This is a genomic window from Vreelandella lionensis (genome assembly GCF_044543515.1).
In the GTDB taxonomy this organism is placed as follows: Bacteria; Pseudomonadota; Gammaproteobacteria; order Pseudomonadales; family Halomonadaceae; genus Vreelandella; species Vreelandella lionensis.
Window position 1 is genome coordinate 46,484 of record NZ_JBITWC010000010.1, and the last position, 20,489, is coordinate 66,972.

Here is a 20,489-nt window from a genome sequence, read left to right on the forward strand (position 1 = left end):
GCCAGCTCAGGCATCAAATGCCTGGGCTGGCATCATAGCCTCAACAAACATCACCAACTCTTCGAGTATCTGGCGCTCTCGGTCTGTTAGCGTTTGCTGATTATAACGCTCGATTTCCCGAGCAAATGCCTTGAGCGTAAAGCCTGATAGTGCCGGGTCATTCATGCGCATCCAACGAAACGCCTCCCACTGCTCTCGCTCCTCGCCCTCTAAGGTGTCGGGGTAGCTGCGGGCGCGAAAGCGAAACAGCATCTCTTCCAGGCGTGGGTCTTGAAAGGCGAAGCGCTGCCCCACTAAGTCCCAGGGGTCCATGGCCAGCACTCGCTCCATCTGCTGACGGTCAGCGGCAGAGAAAAAACCGCCTGAGTAGAGCATTAAGTCAGGGTCTTGGGGCGACTCTTCGTAGCCGCCGCTGAACACCTCGGTCACTTTTTGCGCCACACCGCTAGCCTCACGCAGGGTTTTCCAGTGCCCTCGGCAGGCGGCGATATCAATACCCAAGCGCGCCACAATCGCGCCGTACTCGCCCTTCTGCTCGCCCTCCACGTCTTTCAGCACCGTGGCTGGGAAGATCACCGGGCAGCGATTGATATGAATGACTTTGAGAGGAATGCGCGCCTCTCCTTCAGAAAGATCCTGCTGGCTGACGAACACCCGCTCACGAATCTGCTCGGCGCTGAGCGACAGTAAATCGCCGGGGTCGACACTTAAATCGTAAACGATCACCCCGTTAGGGTTCGTGGGGTGCTCCGCCAGCGGCATCACCAAGGCGCTACAACCTCGGCTGGCAGGATAGCGGCGGGAAATATGCAGCAGCGGCTTGGCGCTGGGCAGGTCCAGCTGCTTGGCCACCGCGCGCTTGCCGCGCAGGCCAAGCAGGTAATCGAACAGTTTAGGGTTACGCGCTTTCAACAGCCGCGCCAGCGCGATGGTGGCGCGCACATCTGCCACCGCGTCGTGGGCGCCCTCATGGGCAATGCCGTTCGCAGCGGTGAGGTGTTCCAGTTTAAAGCTGGGAGCACCATCTTCCCGCAGCGGCCACTCAATACCCTCTGGGCGCAGCGCATAGAACGCCCGCACCACGTCGATCAAATCCCAGCGGGAGTTGCCGTTTTGCCACTCACGGGCATAGGGATCGAGCAGGTTGCGATAAAACAGATGGCGGGAGACTTCATCATCAAAACGCAGGCTGTTGTAGCCTGCCACGCAGGTGCCGGGCTCGCTCATGGCGCTCTGCACCTGACGGGCGAACTCGGCTTCGGGAAGCCCACGACGCTGCGCTTTTTGAGGCGTGATGCCGGTAATCAGGCAGGCGGCGGGGTGCGGCAGGTAGTCATCGGCGGGCTTACAGTACAGCTCGATAGGGTCGCCGATTTCATTGAGGTCGGCATCGGTGCGTAATGCAGCAAACTGAGCGGGCCGATCGCGACGCGGATCGGCACCAAAGGTCTCATAATCGTGCCAGAGAAAACTGGCAGGGGCGGCATTCGGTGGCGCCATGGATGCAAACTCCCTTGAGCGTGACAGCCCACCCATGCGCCGAGGCATCATTCGCTGGATGGGAACAAAAGCTCAAGCCTAGCACACCCGCGACGCTTCCCGCCGCCCCTCTGAGCGCTCCTTAACGTTTAGCTTTTAGGCAGCGTGACGTTAAGCTCAAGCACCGAACAGTTATCTTCACTATCCAGCGAAATTTGAATGGCGTCGTCATCCACATGCACATAACGACGGATCACTTCGAGCAGTTCGCGCTCAAGCAGCGGCATGTAGTCAGGCTGACCACGTTGGCTACGCTGATGCGCCACGATGATTTGTAACCGTTCTTTGGCCACCGAGGCGGATTTCTTGCGCTCACGCTTCAAGAACTCCAGCAGTTTCATCGACGACTACCCCCAAACATCCTGCTCAGTAGACTTTTACGCTGCATTTCATGGAAGCGCAGCGGCATCTCCTCACCTAGCAGGCGCGAAACGGTATCAGTGTAGGCTTGGCCCGCGTCACTTGAAGCATCGTGAGTGACCGGAACACCCTGGTTAGACGCACGCAACACCGCTTCTGATTCGGGGATCAGGCCGAGCAGATCAATCGCGAGAATCTCACGGATATCGTCCAGGGTCAGCATATCGCCTGACGTCACGCGGGCTGGGTTATAGCGGGTAATCAGCAGGTGCTCTTTCACCGGATCTAAGCCCTGCTCAGCACGCTGGGTTTTCGAGCCTAGCAGCCCCAGAATACGATCAGAGTCACGCACGGAAGAGACTTCCGGGTTAGTCACGACAATCGCTTCGTCGGCGTAGTACATAGCCAGCTGCGCGCCACGCTCAATCCCCGCGGGCGAATCGCATAAAATATAGTCAAAATCACCTTTAAGCTGTTCAAGAATCTTCTCGACGCCCTCTTGGGTTAAGGCGTCTTTATCCCGGGTTTGTGAGGCGGGGAGAATAAACAGATTTTCGACACGTTTATCACGGATCAGCGCCTGGTTTAGCCCGGCCTCTCCTTGAATCACGTTGACGAGGTCGTACACCACCCGGCGTTCGCAGCCCATAATCAAATCCAGGTTGCGCAGGCCTACGTCGAAATCAATGACGACCGTCTTTTTGCCACGTAGCGCAAGCCCCGTCGAAATCGCTGCGGCGCTGGTGGTTTTACCGACCCCCCCTTTACCTGAGGTCACAACAATAATTTTGGCCAAGAGTCACTTCCTTCTTGAAGTCGTTCATTGCGAGCACGATTACGTTGCGCTACGCGCATAACGGGAACATCAATGTCATCAAAACAGCACACTGTAACGGATAGCGGCCGTGGCGTCGCTAGGCATGAAGCATTAACCGCCTCTCATCCAAGCGGCTTACCCCAATGGCTTAATTTCCAGCTGCTCTTTTATGAAATGGACTTCTGCAGCGCGCCCTAAAAGCTGCGAGTCGATATCTTCCAGCCGCTTATAGTTACCCGCTACAGATAAAAGCTCTGCTTCCAGTTCGCGGCAGTAAATGCCCGCCTGGGTATTGCCATGAATACCCGCCAGCGCGCGCCCGCGCAGGGCACCATAAACATGAATACTGCCAGCGGCGAGCACTTCAGCACCGGCATTAACCGCACCGATTACAATCAGGTCACTACCTGCAGCGCTGACCTGCTGGCCGGAACGCACTGTCCCCCGGTAAAGCCGAGTGGTTACGGAAACGGCAGTAGCGGGTTTAATGTCATCATCTTCTGGCTCGTTCAACGGAGCGACAGTTTCCAACGCTCGTGCGCGCCCCTCTTCAACTGGCGCGAACCAGCCGAGCCCCAGCGCCCATGCCGATTGGCGAATCGGCTCAGCACCACCACGTACGGCCACGGGTAACAGCTTGTGGTCGCGGCATACGGCGCAAATCCGCTCTAACGCAAGGTGGGGCTCATCGAGTTTTTCCACGCTAAGCACAACGGGTGTATGCTGAAAGAAAGCGGGAGATTGCGACAGTTTGCCAGCAAGCTGCCGCCGGATACGCTCCGGGTCAGCGCTCGTTAACTCCATGACGGTCATCGGCAGCATGCCGCCCTTGAAGGTAAAGGCTACGTCGGCGCTGTTGGCGTTGAGGCTCATGGCCGAACTCCATGTCATGTTCAGGTAAGATAAGGGTAGCGCAATCTCGCGCTTTGCGTTGTGAATCGCTGGAAAACCCACAGCGCTACGGCAAAGCTAAGCGACAGCGACGAGGACTGCAACCGCCTGCTCATCGATGTCTTATTTTTTTCACGTTACGCACCTCTTAGCAGGATGATCCATGCACGGACTGTTACGACGCCTGTTCGCTCCTCGGTGGCAACACCCCGATCCCGAGGTGCGCCGCAAGGCACTCCATCAGCTTGACCCTCAGCAAACAGAGCAGCGGGAGGCCCTACACGCTCTCGCCAACGATAGCGACAGCACTATTCAGTTAGCGGCGCTGCTCGCGCTTGACGATCTCAATGGCCTGCTTGTCTCCTATGAGCAGCACAGCCAGGACGAAGCATGGTTCAACGCCGTTTGCCAGCGGCTCACCGGGGCTGAGGGCCATGTAGACTTGCAGCAACGCCAAGCTCACGTGGAGAGCCTGACCGATCAACGTCTGCTGAATACGATTGCCATGCAGGGCGATAACCTGGGGCTACGACTCACCGCGCTAAAGCAGCTGACGAGTGAAGAAGACTGGGTGCAGCAGGCGTGTCATAACAGCGTCGCGGCGGTGCGTCATCAAGCAGCAGAGCGGGTCAACGACGAAGAGAACCTAAAGAGGCTGCTTAAAGAGGCGCGCCGTGACCGCCAGGTGATTCGCTTCGCTAAAGAGAAGCTCACCCAGCTGCGTAACGATGCTGAATGGCTTGCAGAACAGCAGGCCCAGCGGGAGCACCTGCTCACCCAGTTAGAGCAGCATGCCCGCGCGCCCTGGGAACCGCTTTACGGTGGCCGCTTCCGCCATTTAGAAAGAGAGTGGCAACACCTCAGTCATCCGCCCAGCGTTAGCCAGGAGCAGCGCTTTCATCAAGCGGTGCTGAGCTGCCGCAAAACGCTCCACGACCATGAAACTCAAGAGCAGGCCCGCCAGCAAAGCCTTGCCCGCCGCGCTGAAGCAGAAAACACCCGCGATCAGCTGCTAGAAGGGCTAGAAGAGACGCTAGAGGGGCTCACCCACGCCAACGAGCTGACCGCTCAGGACATTGACAGCCTGCGCGCTCAGCGCCAGCTCTTGGGCCAGCGCTGGCAGTCGCTCTCGGACCTTCACCCGCCGAATGAGGCCACCCAGCAGCGCTACAGCCAAGCGCTTAAGCAGTATGAGCAGAGCATGGAAGCCTGGCAGCGTTGGCAAACCGTGAGCCTTGCAGTAGAGCAAGCCTTGGTCAACAGCGATCACGACGGGCTAGCAGAGCACGTCGCCCAGTGCCGCTGGCCAGCGACGCTGACGGCCCCATCGTTGCTCGCTCAGGCGCAAAAGCAGCTTGCCACACAACATGCTCCGCCCCAGCAGCCAAGCCTCTCCCTTAATGCGCTTAGCGCTGAGTTGGATAACTTTGAACACCTGTTAGAGCGTGGAGCATTTAAAAGTGCCAGCCGTTTACATCAGCGTTTAAAGCCCGCCATTGAAGCGCTGACAAGCGGCGATGCCAAACCGCTAAAAAGCCGCTTAAAGCACCTGGGTGCGAGGCTTGCCGAACTGCGCGACTGGCGCGGCTTTGTAGCAGGCCCTAAACGTGAGCAGCTCTGCGCCAGCATTGAGGCATTGGCAGACGACCCGCATATGGCGGAGTCTGCGCTTGACCGGCACCACCGCCAACTGGTGAAAGAGTGGAAAGCACTCGGCGATGCGGCGGCCAACAGAGAGCAATCGGCCCGCTTTCGGGCGGCATCGGATCGTATCCATGAGCGCCTAGCGCCCTGGCGTGCACAGCTTGACCAGGAACGAGAGGCCAACCTGCACGGCCGCGAAGCGCTGTGCGAGCAGCTGGAAACGCTGCTTGCTCAACCCGCTGAAGATGCCGACCCCGATATACTGCGGGAGATTCGTGATAAAGCGCGCCACCAGTGGCGCCATTACTCCCCCGTGCCACGGGAGCACTCCGAGGCCATTGGCCGCCGTTTTGGGGCAATCCGTCACCGCCTGCAGGCGCTCATTGACCAGCGTGCTGAGCAGATCGCCGCACAAAAGCGTGAGCTGATTGAGCAAGTGCAAGCACTGCAAAACGATAGTGAACAGCCACTGGCAACGCGCATTACGCGCACCAAGCAGCTACAGCAGCAATGGCGCTCGTTAGGCCGCGCGCCCAAAGGGGAGGAGCAAGCACTATGGAAGACCTTCCGCAGCGCCTGCGACCAGCTGTTTGCTCAGCGCGACGCGCATAAGCACGAACAAGCCAACCGCCAGCAGCACACGCTTGACCAACTGCAGGCCATTATTGATGAAATGGATGGCTGGCAACCTACCCAGGCAGATGAATCGGAGCGGCTAGACACCTACCTTGCCAGTATCAGCCAGCTAGAGCCGATGCCCCGCAATCGCCGTAGCGAAGGGATGCAGCGCCGCCTCAGCGGCATTGTGCGAGCCAAACGAGAGCGTTTAAGCCGCCTAGAAATTGTTGGCAAGGTGCAGCAGTGGCATGCCTTACTACCGCTAGTGAATGCGCACTTACATGCTGACCAGCAAGCGCTCAATGGTGAGGGCGCACAGGCCGTGGAGGCTACCAGCGAGATATCCTTTGAGCTAACAGAGGCCTTCAGCGAAGCACACCAGCAGCGCAATCACGCTCGCCTCTCTACCCCACTGCCACTTTCAAGTGAGCAACAGAGTGCGTTAGAAGAGCAGTTGGCACGCCTAAGAGTCCATCTTTCATTGCTCGCCTTAGGCAGCGTCAAACAGCGTGATGAACCACTGCGACTCGCCATTCAAGTTGAGCGCTTAAACAGCGGCATTCATACTGAGCGCAGTAAAGCGGATGAGCTGGACGAGGTACTGGTGGCGCTGTTGGCGCTAGGGCCAATGCCTCACAACTTATGGCTGCAAGAAGTCAATGAGCTGGATAACCTACTGAGCCGTTTGGCCCGCCCGCCCCAACCATAACTCGCTTACACATAGCGCTAGCACACAAAGCAAACGGGAGGCGCATCGCCCCCCGTTTTTCGCTTTCTTTCTTGTGAAAAGATCGCCGGTGCTTAAGGGTAGGGCTTAGCCCATAAACTGGCCGCCGTTAATATCAATGTTGGCACCTGTGATAAAGCCGGACTCTTTGTCGGCCAGGAACGTCACCAAACGACCAATCTCTTCTGGGGTACCGTAGCGTTTTACCGGAATCGTCTCACGAATCGCTTCACGGACCTGCTCCGGAATTTTCATAATCATGTCGGTGGCGATATAGCCGGGGGAGACGGTATTCACGGTAATACCCTTCGTGGCCGTTTCCTGCGCCAACGACATGGTTAACCCGTGCATTCCCGCTTTGGCCGCTGCGTAGTTCACCTGACCAAACTGGCCTTTACGACCGTTGATGGATGAGATGTTAATAATGCGCCCATAGCCATTCTCCAGCATTCCCTCAATGACGCTACGGCAAGTGTTGAAGACGCTATTAAGGTTAGTATCAATCACTTGATACCACTGCTCATAGGACATCTTTTTCATGGTGCCATCGCGGGTAATGCCTGCGCAGTTGACCAGCACGCTGATCGGCCCATGTTTTTCATGGATTTCGCGGGCGCCTTCGAGACAGGCGTTATGGTCGGACAAATCAACACCCGATAATGCGATGTTGTTATAGCCGTCGGCTTGCTGGGTTTCCAGCCAGGTTTTGGCTTTGTCGGGATTATGGTACCCCGCCACCACCAGATAACCCGCATCTGCCAACGAACGACAAATTGCCGTTCCGATTCCACCAGTTCCACCAGTTACCCAGGCGACGGGGGCTTGATTGGCCATTGACTACCTCCCTGATAAGACAAATGGCTTGGACCTTAATCACTGTTATGGCGTCGCAAGCCACTCTGAATAAGCGCATTCGCGCTTCTTTCACTCACAGCACGCCGCTTGTTCTATTGGGCGACACACCGACAGTAAGCTTTTTGTTATGCTGATTGAAAGCATAGCTTTACTCTCTCAATGTTGCAGCACGATGAAGATGACTACCAGCAAGGAAGCGTTTTATATTAGGGGTTGACTTAACGTCAAAAATACGTAGAATACGCCACACGTTGATGCGGGGTGGAGCAGTCTGGTAGCTCGTCGGGCTCATAACCCGAAGGTCATCGGTTCAAATCCGGTCCCCGCTACCAATATTTTGAAAGGCAGATCAGTTACTTACTGATCTGCCTTTTTTGTTGCCTGCCCTTCCAAAAAGCTCTGTGCCCAAATTGTGCCCACACCGTGCCCATTTTTTAAAATGCCTCTCGATAGGTAAAAAAAGTGGTGACCTTCAGGCACCGAGCAGCTTCTTCAACACTTCCTTCGTTTTCCTTCCTACCGAGTTAGGGTTCAGGTTCTGGACTGGGCTCCTTGATGTGAGTCACTAGCTGTTCGATCTCACAATCAAAGTAGTAGCAAAGCCTGTCTAGATTATCTGTGACCGTACTGTGGCCTGGGTGATTGATAATTTTCGATAACGTCATCCGGTTGATGCCCGTTTCTTTCGCTATCTCCCCGATCGTAATTCTGCGCCGCTCGGCAAATTCCTTCTCAGCAATCAGCTCTTTTAAGTGATACCGAATCATCGTCTTCTCTATTATTGATCATAAAAATTATCAAAAAGTGGTTGAAATAATCATTTGATTGTATATATTTCTAATCGAGCGATTAAAAATATTATCAAATGATCACCACATGAGGAGATAGTCTCATGGACTGCACTTTTCTGACAACGGAAGAACTCGCCTCTCGTATCAAATACGATGCACGTACCATCCGCCAGCAGCTCAAAGACAGCGTGCTTATCGAAGGCACCCATTACATCCGCCCCTTTGGTCGTCGGAAAATCCTGTATATCTGGGAAGCTATTCAAGAGGAAATGCTGCGAGAAACTCCTCGCCAACAGCAAGTCGTCATACCGATGGCTAACGGAGGCATCTGCCATGGGTAAGGTCCGCGTTCGCCAGGAAAGCAAAAAGCTTTTCATCGACTTTCGATTTGACGGCCAGCGCTTTCGTGAGCAGACCCTGCTTGACGATAACGCAAAAAACCGCAAACAACTGGAACTGCTTTTACAGCGCATGGAAGCAAAAATGCTGCTTGGAGAGTTCCATTATGCAGAGTTCTTCCCTAATAGCAGCAATTTACAAAAACTGAAAGCTCACCAGCCAACCGTTCCCAATGAGCAGCAAGATGCTGCTGTTTTAGGCACACCACTCTTCAACGAGTTTTCTGAGCAATGGTTTGAAGAGAGCAAGATCCAGTGGCGTGCTTCTCATGTGCGCAATGTGAACTCGATCTTAGATAGCTCACTTAAGCCCGCATTCGGTAAAAAGCTCGTCGGTGACATTACGAAGGCCGATATCCTGGCGTTTCGCGCCAAGCTGTCTAGACGTAAGGGACGCGGCGCAACGGGGCTGGTGTCACCAAAGACCATCAACAGCCATATGACCATTCTTCGCATGGTGCTGGATGAGGCCGCAGAGCGATTCGATTTCGAGACGCCATACAAAAACATCAAACCGTTAAAGCTACAGAAGACGCACATCGAGCCCTTCTCGCTCCATGAAGTCCACCGCATCATCGATAACGTGCGTCCCGACTATCGCAACTACTACACGGTGCGCTTTTTTACCGGTATGCGTACCGGTGAGATAGATGGATTGAAGTGGAAAAATGTCGATTTCGCTAAACGAGAAATCTTGGTGCGCGAAACGTTGATAAATGGCGAAACGGAATACACTAAGACCGATGGCTCCCAGCGTGAAATCCCCATGTTTGGGCAGGTATATGACGCCTTAAAAACGCAGTACGCCGCGACTGGGCGTATGAGCCAGTACGTGTTCTGCAATCAACTGGGACAGCCGCTAGATCACAACAATGTGACGAAACGCGTGTGGTATCCCCTACTACGGTCACTGGGGCTGTCCAAACGCCGCCCGTACCAAACGCGCCATACCGCCGCGACGCTGTTTCTAGCCTCGGGTGAGAATCCAGAGTGGGTAGCGCGCATGTTAGGCCACAGCTCAACCGAGATGCTGTTTAAGGTCTATTCGCGCTATGTGCCTAATGCCACGCGTATGGACGGCTCTGCTTTCGAGCGTTTATTAGGCAATGCCACGTCCACCAAGCCCGAGAAGGAGCACCGCCATGAAACGGCCTAATCAACAAGCTCCAGCACACCTGTCTCGCACCTTCACGGGCACTTATCGCCTTACGGGACGCGTGGTCGAGTTCGACAATGCGAAAACGCCTTTTCTAAAGCTTCGGCTGAGCGATTACGAAGGAGATCGTATCGCGATGCTTAACCTGAACAAAACGCTTGTGCCTGAGCGCATTGGTCATTTGGATTTTGTTACAGCTTCAGGAGTAAAGTGCTTGTCAGAGCAATTCTTACTCGATGAGTTTCGCAAGGCGACCCGTGAGGAAGTGCGCTCACTGGACACGCTACAATCGTTGCCACGAGTATACTCACCAGCACCAGAGGTATTTGATCAATTAGTGAAGACCGTACAGTCGCTGCAATCGGAGCACTTACGCGGTTTTTTAACACGGGTACTGGAGCGCAAGGAGCGCATTGAAGTGTTTCTGAATGCACCCGCCAGCGTGACCTATCACCATGCCTATCCAGGTGGTCTTCTAGAGCATTCGCTGAACGTCGCGAATAATGCTGTTGCCATGCTGCGCTTAAATGAGCCAGCTATGCCGCGCCTGATGCAGGAAACATGCTTTGTAGCGGGGCTGTTGCACGATATTGGTAAGACGTATACCTACGACTCGAAAGGCAAGCCTAACGCGGCCTGGAAGCTCTGTAGCCACGATGCATTTACGCTAGAAGCATGTGCCTATGGCCTTGCCTACTTAGATCAACATGAACCCGATATCGCGATGACCTTACGCCATATTTGGACATGTGCTTCACCGGGTGCGCGTTACGGCCAGCCAGCAGCCATGACACTGGCTCGATATATCCGTGACGCGGATGGGCAAAACGCAATGGCCGATAACCAACAGCGGGCGTTTGGCACTAAACGCCAATGGGGCTTTAGCCAAATTGGTCAAAACGTTTTCTGGCGGCCTGACATACCCGCTTTACAGCCACAATAGTGGTACAGATGGAATCATTTTTATGCCGCCAATACGCTTCCGCGTGGCGGCTTTTATTTATCAGTAATATCTAGGAAGTCGACTCATACAGTGCGATATCTGTTGGCCATTCGCCAGAGTTCAGTAGCGAGACATGCTTCCAGCTTTCCAGCATTTGCTTGACCTGGCCTTCCACCGGCAGGGAGAAATCAAAACGTTTTAAGCCATGCACCGTACTATGACACTGCCAGTACCCCATACCCTGATCAAAAGCCAACTTCAGTTGTTTACCCGATTCAAGGGTCAGAGTTAGGACACGTCGATGGCTGACCTCTGCCAGCGAGTTACTGATATTAACCTCTGTTTCAGCTCCCAGAATGGCCGACAGCCACTGCGTTAGCACCTGATGCATACCTTGCTGACAAGTCCAGTTATCCCACAAACGCGAGCCTTTACCGTTATCAGGAGCCGCGACGATATCAACACTGACAGCACTGACAGCTTCACTCGGAATAATCTGCATGAAGCCCACCAGCAGCATAACCGTCCAGGGTGATCGTAGATAACGGTCTTCATAATGGATAGAAACCACTTTCTCACTTTGCAGTCGTGTCATAAAGCCAGGTGCTTTTTCCATCAGCAGTGCTTTGCAGCGTTGAGGTAATTTGGCAATAGGACCGTTAAGTTCCTTGGTCACTTCAAGCACAGTGGCGCTATCATATATACCCAGCCAGTCATCAGTATTAACTAATGAACACTTCCAGGCAGGCAACTGCTCTGACGCCACCCAGGTACTTGCATCATGCGCTTCCAGCCAGTTTGCACCAGGAATAACTGCTAGCTGACTATCCGTAAACAGGGTCACCACTCCACCCTCTTGAGTGGTTAGCTGAACTAGGGCTGTAACACTGCCAATATGATTAGCCCCGGCGTGCTGTAACACTCGAATACCGAAACGAGCCAATAGCGCCAGCTCTTCCTTGATAACAGCGGGCAGATCCTGCGTTTCAAGCACAATATTGACCTGACAATCGTCAACCACCTTCCAAGCCATCAACTGACGGCGAAACTCGGGTGCCCCCAGGTCCCAATGTTCCGAGTCACCTGCTAATCGTACAGAAACTTCGTTGGCTGAACGGTTGATCCAATGGCGCACAAAGCGAAGAGGGTCATAAGGCCAGTAGCTTGCTCCGTCCAGCACACTAAACCGCTCGGGCAATACAAGGTGTTGGTTGAACTGCCCTTCCTCCAGCCACTTAATGGCCAGCCGCCGGTTTAGATGCTCGAATTCCACACGGCTATCCTTGCTGGCAAGGCATGATGAACATACGGTTTCACAATCTGCCGAACATATAAGCTTTGCAAACGCCGTTTTTAGCAGGTCTGTCATCTTGTCCAGGGCTGCCAGTACAAAGCCCGCGCCACCAGACACGTTATCGTAAACCTGAACAATATAGCGTTTTTCGCCTGTTTCCAGGCTGCGATCAAGTCGAACACCAAACCCCATTTCACTGCTGGCTATGCCTAATTGATCGGCTACCGCATCGCGAAGCGCAACTGCCAGCGTCATGGCAATGATACGTCCTTGTTCATTATCAGGAATCCAGGCTCCTGTTAGCGGTTTTTTCAGCACCCACTCCACCACATGCGTTCTTGCTTGATAGCCCAGGTGAATATCAGGCAAGATCGCTTCACCAGGACATTCTTGTTTAGGTTTACTACCAACAGCACCACCAACAGGACGGTGGTGCTGATCAGGCTGCATCCCAGCAGGCAGCTCACCCTGCGACGTCATTGACTCCGCTCGCCCGCAACACATACATACTGCAAAGCCGTTGCCATTCTCACCGCCGGAACGCACCACAATCTGCCCGTCCTCACCGAAACGCACATAGCCGCAAGCAGGGTCAGGCAATGCAATTACGGCACCATCTACATACACCAAAGGTCGCTCTACCGGTATGAATTTCTGGGTCGATACATCATTGGTGGTCGGCTCATAGAAATCGGTGACAAACCCCATAGGCCGAAGTACTCTCTTGACCTGCGTATTCGGAATGGTTGCTTCACATTGCGAGCAGTGCAAATCATCCGAGTGAGAGTATGCATAAGCCTGGTAACCTGGCATGCCACAGTTCACGCATTGCCAACTAACATCAAACTTTTGGTGGCTGCCAGCAGATCCTTCTTGATAGGACTGCATTTTAATGCCTGCTGAACGATAGACACGGCCATCAATAACAATCTGGGCGCCGGGCGCATATTCCCTGACCGCAATATCCAGCCCGCGGGATGGCTGCTCTTTATAGGTAAAAATATTATCTTCCCGATCAGCTTGATCATGTTGAGGCTGATGTCTATTCCTGGAATCCTCAACATTGTGCGTATTCAGTGCCACCACATTGGTCGGGAATCCATACCCAGGCAGAAAGGCTTTAGTGGCCAATTCCTTGAGCAGATACTCGCCTTCATGACGTGCTTTTTCACGCTCTAGCGCCCGCTTATAGCGCTCGTCAGACGCCGTATTAAGTCGCTGATTGATCTGCTGGTATTCTGACTGCCAGTTGTCAGCTATTGGGCGAATGGCCTCTTCCGTATAGTTGAGCAGAGTCCCAAAGCTAATCAATTCTAGGGATGTACGCTTTACAATGCTTTTGACACCTTGCTCAAAGGCGCTGGCATCACTGCCCAACCAGTCAATAAATCGGTCGACCATGCCTTCTTCAGCATTGAAAAACCACTGAACGGTCAGCCGGGTACGATCACCTTCCACTGGTGAATAGGTTTTCAGAAAGGCCGCCAGCAGATACGAGTTAACATGACGCTGAACTAGAGGCTGTGCATTTAGCGTGATCACCGGTGCAGGAATAGCTGTATTAAATGCCCACTTTGGATTGTTGAAAACGCGTGTATTGTGCGGATCAGCCTTGCACAAGGTGTAGGCAATAGCCCTGGGCTCGCTGCGACGGCCTGCGCGGCCTGCTCGCTGAAGGTAGTTGGCCGGATGAGGTGGCACATTATTCATTACTACTGCTGAGATTCCGCCAATATCGACGCCCATCTCCATAGTGGTCGAGCAGTTCAGAACATTGATCTTGCCGCTATGGAATAAACCTTCGTAGGTTTGCAGGCGTTCTGCTGACTGCTGGGCAGAGTGCTCTGCCGTGCGGTAATAAAAACCGCCTTCGACGGTGCGATCAGAAATATTGCTCCAGAGATTCTGCAGGCGCAGCTGCTGAATCGCATCATTACGAGCAACCTTTTCTCGGATGGCCAATAAGGCCCCTTCAATTTCTCCTTGAGGTGCTAACGACGTAAAATTAGGTAGGCTGACGGGTTGGCACTCAAGCTGTACCCGCTCTGCTTTTCTGGGAATATAGGGCGTGATCCCTCTGAAGGTAGTATCCAGCAACCGATAACTAATAGGGCACACCCAGGCCTTTTGAGGCAAGGCAAAGGTAATGATATTTCGGTTAAGAGTATAGCCGCCGCCCTGACTTTGTAGAATTTGTAAACGCGTCAACTCTGACCACGCCGCCTTTAGCCACTCATTCACTTTATCTCGGCTGATAGGAGAATCGCGGTCAAGGGCAGAACCTTGCAACAATAGTTTTATCAGGCGCGAGGGCGATCTGCCCGGTTTGAACTGCGGCCACGATTTAACGCGCTGTGTATCATGGTAATCCAGGTTGGGTGGCACCAGCTGCTTGGAAGCAAACCTTGCCCCTAACCACTGGCGTTCATTATCATTAATGGCAAAGTACGTGTTTTCCCGAACATAGAAATCCAACGCCGTCTTGAGAAAATCTTTCCAATCCTGCAGAGAAAGCGCCTCTTTCTCATAGGAATTGCCTACCTTGGGCGCCTGGGTTTCCGCCCAGTGACGCGGTACCGCCTGAACCTGATCCAGTCCCTGATACCCCACCTGAACCAGCGCCAAAGTTTCGCTGCTGTTCTGATTTTTTGGTCTGCGAGCAAACTCTCTCAGGAGCAGCAAACCGGCCAATGTCAGGCTGTTATTGCTGCCACCAAAGAACTCAGGGTTAGCATAGCGGTTATAGTCCAGAATCGAGTGCCTGATATCATTGGCCGCTGCCAGCTCATTGACCATCTCATGCCAGCCCAACCGTATCTGAGGCCTTCCTACAAAAGGCTGTTCCATCGCCTTAGCCTGGTCTCGCCTCTGCTGAGCAAAGTCCCCCATACCCATACTTTCAAGCTGCGCTGCTTCTCGTAATAACTCTTCAACAGATTTATCAGGCAAAACCGGAGCATTCATATTTTCAACAGCCTGCCGATTACGCAGCACTTCAAACACTAACCCTCTGAGCCGCGACCTTTCCGCCTCCTGCTGCATACGCACCGCCATGCGTGCTGTTCCTTGGCGGCTATCGGTAAAAGTGATCAGCTTGCGGCCTCGTCCTGGAAGACTTTCCGGTACCACACCTTCTGGGTCAGGGCAGAATTCCAACACAGTAGGTACCGCATTGCTGACATAAAAAGGTGCGCCCAGATGGCATTTCCTCAGAAACCCCCCTGGCCGCCGCCCAGCGTCGCCACACTGGACGCATGCTGAGCCTGCTTCTGCGGACAGAGTGACCGTTATCACTGACAACCCGTTCAACACACCAAGCTCGGCAGATTCAAGATCCAGCGGTATGGGTTCATAACCATCGGCTGACGCAGCCGCTAGGATGACCGCTTGTTGGTGACTGTATTGGGTACCTTCCTGCTCTGGCGCCTCCTCATCCTTGTCATCCTGAAGAGAAAACTCATCGCCTGCATAGGGGCTTGCTTGCTTCAGTATGCCGCCGGTATCTTCAGCCACTAGGTGCGGAGTTTTACACTCATTGCAGAACGCCAATTCATAAACTGGCGCCGAGCATTCACAGCGGGTTCGCTGGGTAACGTATACCTTGCCAAACGGCCATTGCTTGAGATGCTCTGATTTTGCCTCGCACCCTGGATCAATACAGCTCCACAGCCCATGTAACATGCGCTGGTGCAGGTGGCAGCGCAGTTTGAGAAAAGGTGGCGCATCTTCTGTAGGCGAAGTACCCGCCATCAGGTCAAGCCATTGCAACATTTCCTGCTGACATGCGGCTGTTTGGCCGCTCTCCATCATCGCCTGAACGGTCTCAACCAGTTCATTCAGATCCAGAGGCTTTTCATTGTTCACCACTGTTTGACGTATGCGGTAGGCTAGAGGATGATTGACCAGGGCTGCATAGCGTCCAGCGGATACCGACTTACCCGGCTCAATTTGGCAAATTTCTTTAAAGCTAAGATTCGTCGGTGCCTGAGGCTTCTCAACGGGCACCTGGCGTGAACCGCCAATCACAACCACCTGCTCATCTGGCACGCCGGCCAGCGATGCCAGGTATGACTGCAGCCTTTGCACTGCATTTTCACCTGCAATGGTCGCTGAGGTCGCTACAAAGCGTATGTCACTGGCTTTCTTGCCAAAGGCTTCTACTACCCGCCGCAGCAGCAGTGATAATTCAGCTGCCTGCGAACCTATATAAGTGTGTGCCTCATCTAGCACAATCCAGCGTAACGACTGCTGTTCACGCGATATTTGTAAAATCGGATCATCCACCTGTCGTACTAGCATGTATTCCAGCATGGTGGCATTGGTCATCAAAATGGGGGGTGGCTGCCGCCGCAGCTGTTGACGCGATAACACTTCATTGGGGCGCTGGTTTTGATGTCGCTGTGCAATAGTTTCTTTGGTATTACCGTTATACAGGCAGAAACGAACGCCATCCTGAAAAGGCGACGTCCAGGCATTGAGGCGCTCACGCTGCGAATTGATCAAGGCGTTTAACGGATAAAGAAACAGTGCCCTTACACCTACCAAGGGGGTACCACTATTTTCATATTCACTCACCAGATCCTGTAGGATGGGCACCATAAAACATTCCGTTTTGCCTGATCCAGTGCCAGTCGTGATCACCGCTGACATAGGTTTATCGGCCAACAGCGTCTGCCAGCTTGCCAGCTGGTGTTGGTAGGGACTCATATCCGCATCAAACCCGTGCCCAGTGTCCGCTGTCAGGGCACTCACTACCGATTCAGCCAGTAGTCTTCCCTGCAAATCAGCCAGGGTGACATCGCCTGGCTGCCAGCCAAAGGTATGTTCAAACACTGGCGGTGCCAGAAAACAGCCTTCCTCGCCCATACGATCATGCATCTGCTCGGCGAGATGGGTTCTGAGACCAGCGTCATTGACGCCCAGAATGGAGAGTGTGGCTTCACGTGAACGATTCAGCGACTGGTTTATTAACTCTTTGAAGTTAACACTCATACCTTTCTCACTTTAGCGTGAAGCAAATTGGATAACGTTGCCGAATAAACCGGCTCATACCATGCATTTCTGTCAAAATCAGATAACACTCGAAAGCCAAAGCGCAATTCAGCTTCATCAACTGGCAAATCATTCAGACGCGCTTCACCAGCTGTCAGAAAAGCCGCAAAAAGTGGCATAAAACACACTGAACTCATATAACCAGGTACTTCAAGCTCGGTCAGCCAGGCATACCCCTCTTGCTCCTGAAGCCAGCCACTTAGCGGGTTAGTCAGATTAGTCGGCCATAGCACATCATCCTGACGGGCACGTAGCTCATTTAGCCAAACAGGCAAGATGGCCTGCAAGGGCGGTGCTCCAGGCAAAGCCCGAGTAGCATCGCATAGTACGTCTGAAAAGCTGTTAAACACTGGCACCTGCTCAGAGAGCAATGACATACGTTCGTGCGCCTTATTGCACATCAATGCCTGGGGAAGACCAAACTCCTGCATCATAGCTTCCACATAAAGCTCCACGGCGGATTGCCACTGCACTACCGTGATTTTTTCCCAGATTACCGCCAGCTCATGGGTCAGCCGATCAGCAAAAACGGGCGTTATTTCGAGCCGGAATACCGCCAGTGCCAGGGCATTAGGGACCTGTACCAGGTGTTTCCAGCTTTCAAGGGAAGATAGCGGTAGATGCGGATATTGTGTCTTCATCTCAGCCAGATAAAGCCAACTCGGATGGAAAAACCGTACTGCCATCTCATTGAGCACCCCGTCAAAAGCCATAGGGTAGTACTGAGGATGATAGTAACGAGCCGCTGCATTCAAGGTGCTGATGGAGGTCTGTTCATCGAGCTGGCAAGCAAGAGGGTCAGGCATATATATGGCCGGCCGAAACGTAACCGAAGCTCCCTCCGCTGGGTATAAGAGCCAGGGGCCTTCTTTGTGTAACGCCTCAGGCACGGTATAAAAACCAGTAACCACCCCGTTGGATATTTGCGGTGGTATCACCACAGGTGTGCTTTCTGGATTGGCAAGCTGCATCGCCTTCACTATGGTTCCTTCTGAGCGATGCATTAAGGGCTGAGCGCCATGATTTACTAACTCAAAAAACTCACAGTGTTCGTTGGTGAACCTAATAGATGCCTGGTAACGGTAAATATAGAACTGCTTGTGTAATTGAGACGTTTCTACCCGGCAGCGAATGGTCGCATCCTGATCGGCGCTGCAGCTCAATAGTGAAAGAATGTCATCGTAGAGTGAATACAGGCTAATCTGTACTACCTTATGCTGGGCATGATAACGATACTGTTTAATCAGTGGACGGTGTTGCCCCATCAACTCAAGAGAGACAAAAAAAGTACGAGGCACGTCCGGCGGTGGCGTCAATATTAACGTCATGCCCAGTATGTCATCCAACGTCAGACCCGTACCTACAAACGCCTGCCCATCTGCTGCTATCAGTTGAGCGCCTTGCTTAGGATAAGGTAAACGCAGCACAACACCCTCTACGTTGGTACCTTCCTCGCGTATTTCCAACTGTATCTGCGACGTTTGACCACCTGAGTCTAGCTGAACCTTTGTCTCGCTACCCTCTTTGTATATCTCGGCGCGGACCCCCGTATTAAGCACGCAAACATCCAGCGCTTTCACACTACGAATAACGATACGTGCCAGCGCCCGGGAAGAAGCAGGCATAGCAGTGAGTGAAAAATCTCTTGGCAAAATACCTAGCTTACGCCGAGCCACCAGGCGCTGATCTTCGCCGAGGACATCAACCTTAAAGCATCCTACGCTGGTTAATGTCTCCAGACTGTTCACCAGACAACCGTTCACGCGAAACGCTTTGGGGGAATGTCCTACATCCTGTGCATCAATCAACAAACAACGTGGCCAACCCCGCCAGGTGACTGTCGGCAAGGTGCTGTAGGGAGATATCAAGCCCTGTATTTCAAGCCGCGCTACATTAGGCGCTTGCCCCGGCTCAATGACATAACGAGCCTCGGCTTCCATCAACACATAGCGCTTATCAAGGCGATACCAGTGACCGCCACTGTCATCCGTGAGCAGACGTTCAACATCTAGGGCCTGCATTCCCTCAGGAGCCCGCAAAAGAACCTCAGCGGCCTGACATTGCACAGAAGCCAGACCTGCCAAGCGAAAACCGCTTTCTTCCTCTACAAAGACAGCCGGCAGTTGATACCAGTCGACCTCACTGGACTGGATAGCTAATGTATCCAGTCGTTCGCCTGCACAAGACGTCACGAGAAAAAGTGACTTTTCCGGTGACTGTCGTCGCAGAGTAGCAACCTCCAGAGGCAATTTGATCGTCAGCCTATTATTTTCAATCCGCCCATAAGAAACACCTAGTTTTTGGGCTAAGCGCTCACCTTCATAAATGGCCAGCTCTACGCGACTGGTGCTGATATGACGCCCATCCAAGTCTATCTGGAGAGAAGTACTTAACCATACCCTGGCCTCCAAGGTAGCCGATGCCATGGGACCATCAAGCCAATGCTCACAGGTAAACGCACGAGCTACTTCACGAGCTCGCTTACGTTCTTCGAGTCGCGCTCCTGCATCTACGAGCCACTCGTTAACTAAGGCCTCGCCGTTTTCTTCTTCCAATGGTAGTGGAAATTCCTCCCGCCACTTGGGCTCGTGGAGATTCAAAAAGGCGGCAGGGTCATCCTGTTGGTTAAGTCCATGTTGTTCAGCAAGCCGCATCAAGGTTTCTGCAATACTGGCGAGCAATTGATACTTTTCATCGTTCTGAAAAGACTGGGGGAAATAATGGCTGTATTCACAGATCACCTGAACAAGATCTCGACCATCCCGTTTGTATTCATGGTAACGATGAAGCACCGCCTTAATGGCACGGCCAAACCCATGTTGCTCATTCTGCAACAGCCGCCACGGCAAACCTCCTTCAGCAAAGAGAGAACCAAGATAGTCAGCACCATGAGTACGATAGCGAATAGGCCGATCCCAATAACCCAGTCCGAGCTTAACCAACTCGATATGCTCATTGGGCTGCAGGTGAACACCCAATTCATTATCAAAGGCTTGCCAGGACCAGCTCGCTTGATAATCTCGGCGATACTTATCCGCTATGAAAAGACAATACCCGGCTGCCCAGTAGATCTTATAGATGGGGCTATGGCGCTCTTTCGAATTAGTGACAAGTAAAGCAGCAAGAAAATTCAGTTCACTCTCTTTCGTCGCATAGCTGTAAAGAGGCCAACCACTAGGGGCTCTCAAGCCCCTTCTGCTCAGGTAGCCGTAAACCCAATTCCGTAGCGAAGTCCTTAAGTCATCATCCGAACGGGTATACGCACTCACCATGCTACCTCCCTGTATTACCACTGCCATTTAAAACTTAATTTACCTTTAGCCTAACCGAATCCAGCCTCCATGGATACCTGAATCAATAGTAAAATATGATTGATCAAGATGCGACTTAAGTTTAAAAAGACT

General features: G+C 53.1%; 12 protein-coding genes and 1 tRNA gene. 5 read left to right on the forward strand and 8 right to left on the reverse strand.

Annotated elements, in window-relative coordinates:
* Window positions 1-6 precede the first annotated feature (6 nt).
* From sbcB to minC, 4 genes are all read right to left on the reverse strand, one after another.
* Window positions 7-1,500 carry an exodeoxyribonuclease I gene (sbcB, locus tag ACIGG6_RS08070; protein ID WP_399843779.1) on the reverse strand — a complete coding sequence of 498 codons (1,494 nt, stop codon included), beginning with the start codon at window positions 1,498-1,500 and terminating at the stop codon, window positions 7-9.
* Between the two features lie 128 nt (window positions 1,501-1,628).
* Window positions 1,629-1,880 (reverse strand): cell division topological specificity factor MinE, encoded by a 252-nt coding sequence (gene minE, locus ACIGG6_RS08075; RefSeq protein ID WP_016915987.1) that lies wholly within the window; start codon window positions 1,878-1,880, stop codon window positions 1,629-1,631.
* The gene (gene minD / locus ACIGG6_RS08080; protein ID WP_253501812.1) at window positions 1,877-2,695 is read right to left on the reverse strand and encodes a septum site-determining protein MinD; all 819 of its coding nucleotides are present in this window, start codon (window positions 2,693-2,695) and stop codon (window positions 1,877-1,879) included. The genes minE and minD overlap by 4 nt, the downstream gene beginning before the upstream one ends.
* Window positions 2,696-2,851: 156 nt before the next feature.
* A complete protein-coding gene (gene minC, locus ACIGG6_RS08085) occupies window positions 2,852-3,589 on the reverse strand; it encodes a septum site-determining protein MinC (RefSeq protein WP_054640813.1) in 738 nt (245 codons plus the stop codon).
* 181 nt (window positions 3,590-3,770) lie between these two features.
* Here minC and ACIGG6_RS08090 point away from each other — a divergent pair, with 181 nt between their 5' ends.
* Entirely contained in the window at window positions 3,771-6,578 is a 2,808-nt protein-coding gene (locus ACIGG6_RS08090; RefSeq protein WP_399843782.1) for a DUF349 domain-containing protein, read from the forward strand.
* A 105-nt stretch (window positions 6,579-6,683) separates the two neighbouring features.
* Here the strand turns inward: ACIGG6_RS08090 and phbB are convergent, their stop codons facing one another.
* Window positions 6,684-7,430: an acetoacetyl-CoA reductase gene (gene phbB / locus ACIGG6_RS08095; protein WP_058579713.1), complete on the reverse strand. Its 747-nt coding sequence runs from the start codon at window positions 7,428-7,430 to the stop codon at window positions 6,684-6,686.
* 276 nt (window positions 7,431-7,706) lie between these two features.
* Between phbB and ACIGG6_RS08100 the strand changes: the two genes are divergently transcribed.
* A tRNA-Met gene (locus tag ACIGG6_RS08100) sits at window positions 7,707-7,783 on the forward strand.
* Between the two features lie 192 nt (window positions 7,784-7,975).
* Here ACIGG6_RS08100 and ACIGG6_RS08105 read toward each other — a convergent pair.
* The gene (locus tag ACIGG6_RS08105) at window positions 7,976-8,218 is read right to left on the reverse strand and encodes a helix-turn-helix domain-containing protein (RefSeq protein ID WP_153843423.1); all 243 of its coding nucleotides are present in this window, start codon (window positions 8,216-8,218) and stop codon (window positions 7,976-7,978) included.
* A 125-nt stretch (window positions 8,219-8,343) separates the two neighbouring features.
* On the opposite strand from ACIGG6_RS08105, the gene ACIGG6_RS08110 reads away from it, so the two are divergent.
* From ACIGG6_RS08110 to ACIGG6_RS08120, 3 genes are read left to right on the forward strand one after another with little or no spacing between them, the layout of a single operon-like run.
* Entirely contained in the window at window positions 8,344-8,583 is a 240-nt protein-coding gene (locus tag ACIGG6_RS08110; protein WP_153843422.1) for a hypothetical protein, read from the forward strand.
* Window positions 8,576-9,796, forward strand: a complete 1,221-nt coding sequence (locus tag ACIGG6_RS08115; protein ID WP_399843784.1) for a tyrosine-type recombinase/integrase — start codon at window positions 8,576-8,578, stop codon at window positions 9,794-9,796. Before ACIGG6_RS08110 ends, ACIGG6_RS08115 begins: the two co-directional genes overlap by 8 nt.
* The gene (locus ACIGG6_RS08120; protein ID WP_399843786.1) at window positions 9,783-10,739 is read left to right on the forward strand and encodes a TraI domain-containing protein; all 957 of its coding nucleotides are present in this window, start codon (window positions 9,783-9,785) and stop codon (window positions 10,737-10,739) included. Before ACIGG6_RS08115 ends, ACIGG6_RS08120 begins: the two co-directional genes overlap by 14 nt.
* Before the next feature lie 70 nt (window positions 10,740-10,809).
* On the opposite strand, the gene ACIGG6_RS08125 is transcribed toward ACIGG6_RS08120, so the two are convergent.
* Both ACIGG6_RS08125 and ACIGG6_RS08130 read right to left on the reverse strand, forming a co-directional pair.
* Window positions 10,810-17,025, reverse strand: a complete 6,216-nt coding sequence (locus ACIGG6_RS08125; RefSeq protein WP_399843788.1) for a DEAD/DEAH box helicase — start codon at window positions 17,023-17,025, stop codon at window positions 10,810-10,812.
* On the reverse strand, window positions 17,022-20,357 hold the full coding sequence (locus ACIGG6_RS08130) for an STY4851/ECs_5259 family protein (RefSeq protein ID WP_399843790.1): 3,336 nt from the start codon (window positions 20,355-20,357) through the stop codon (window positions 17,022-17,024). Before ACIGG6_RS08130 ends, ACIGG6_RS08125 begins: the two co-directional genes overlap by 4 nt.
* Window positions 20,358-20,489 lie beyond the last annotated feature (132 nt).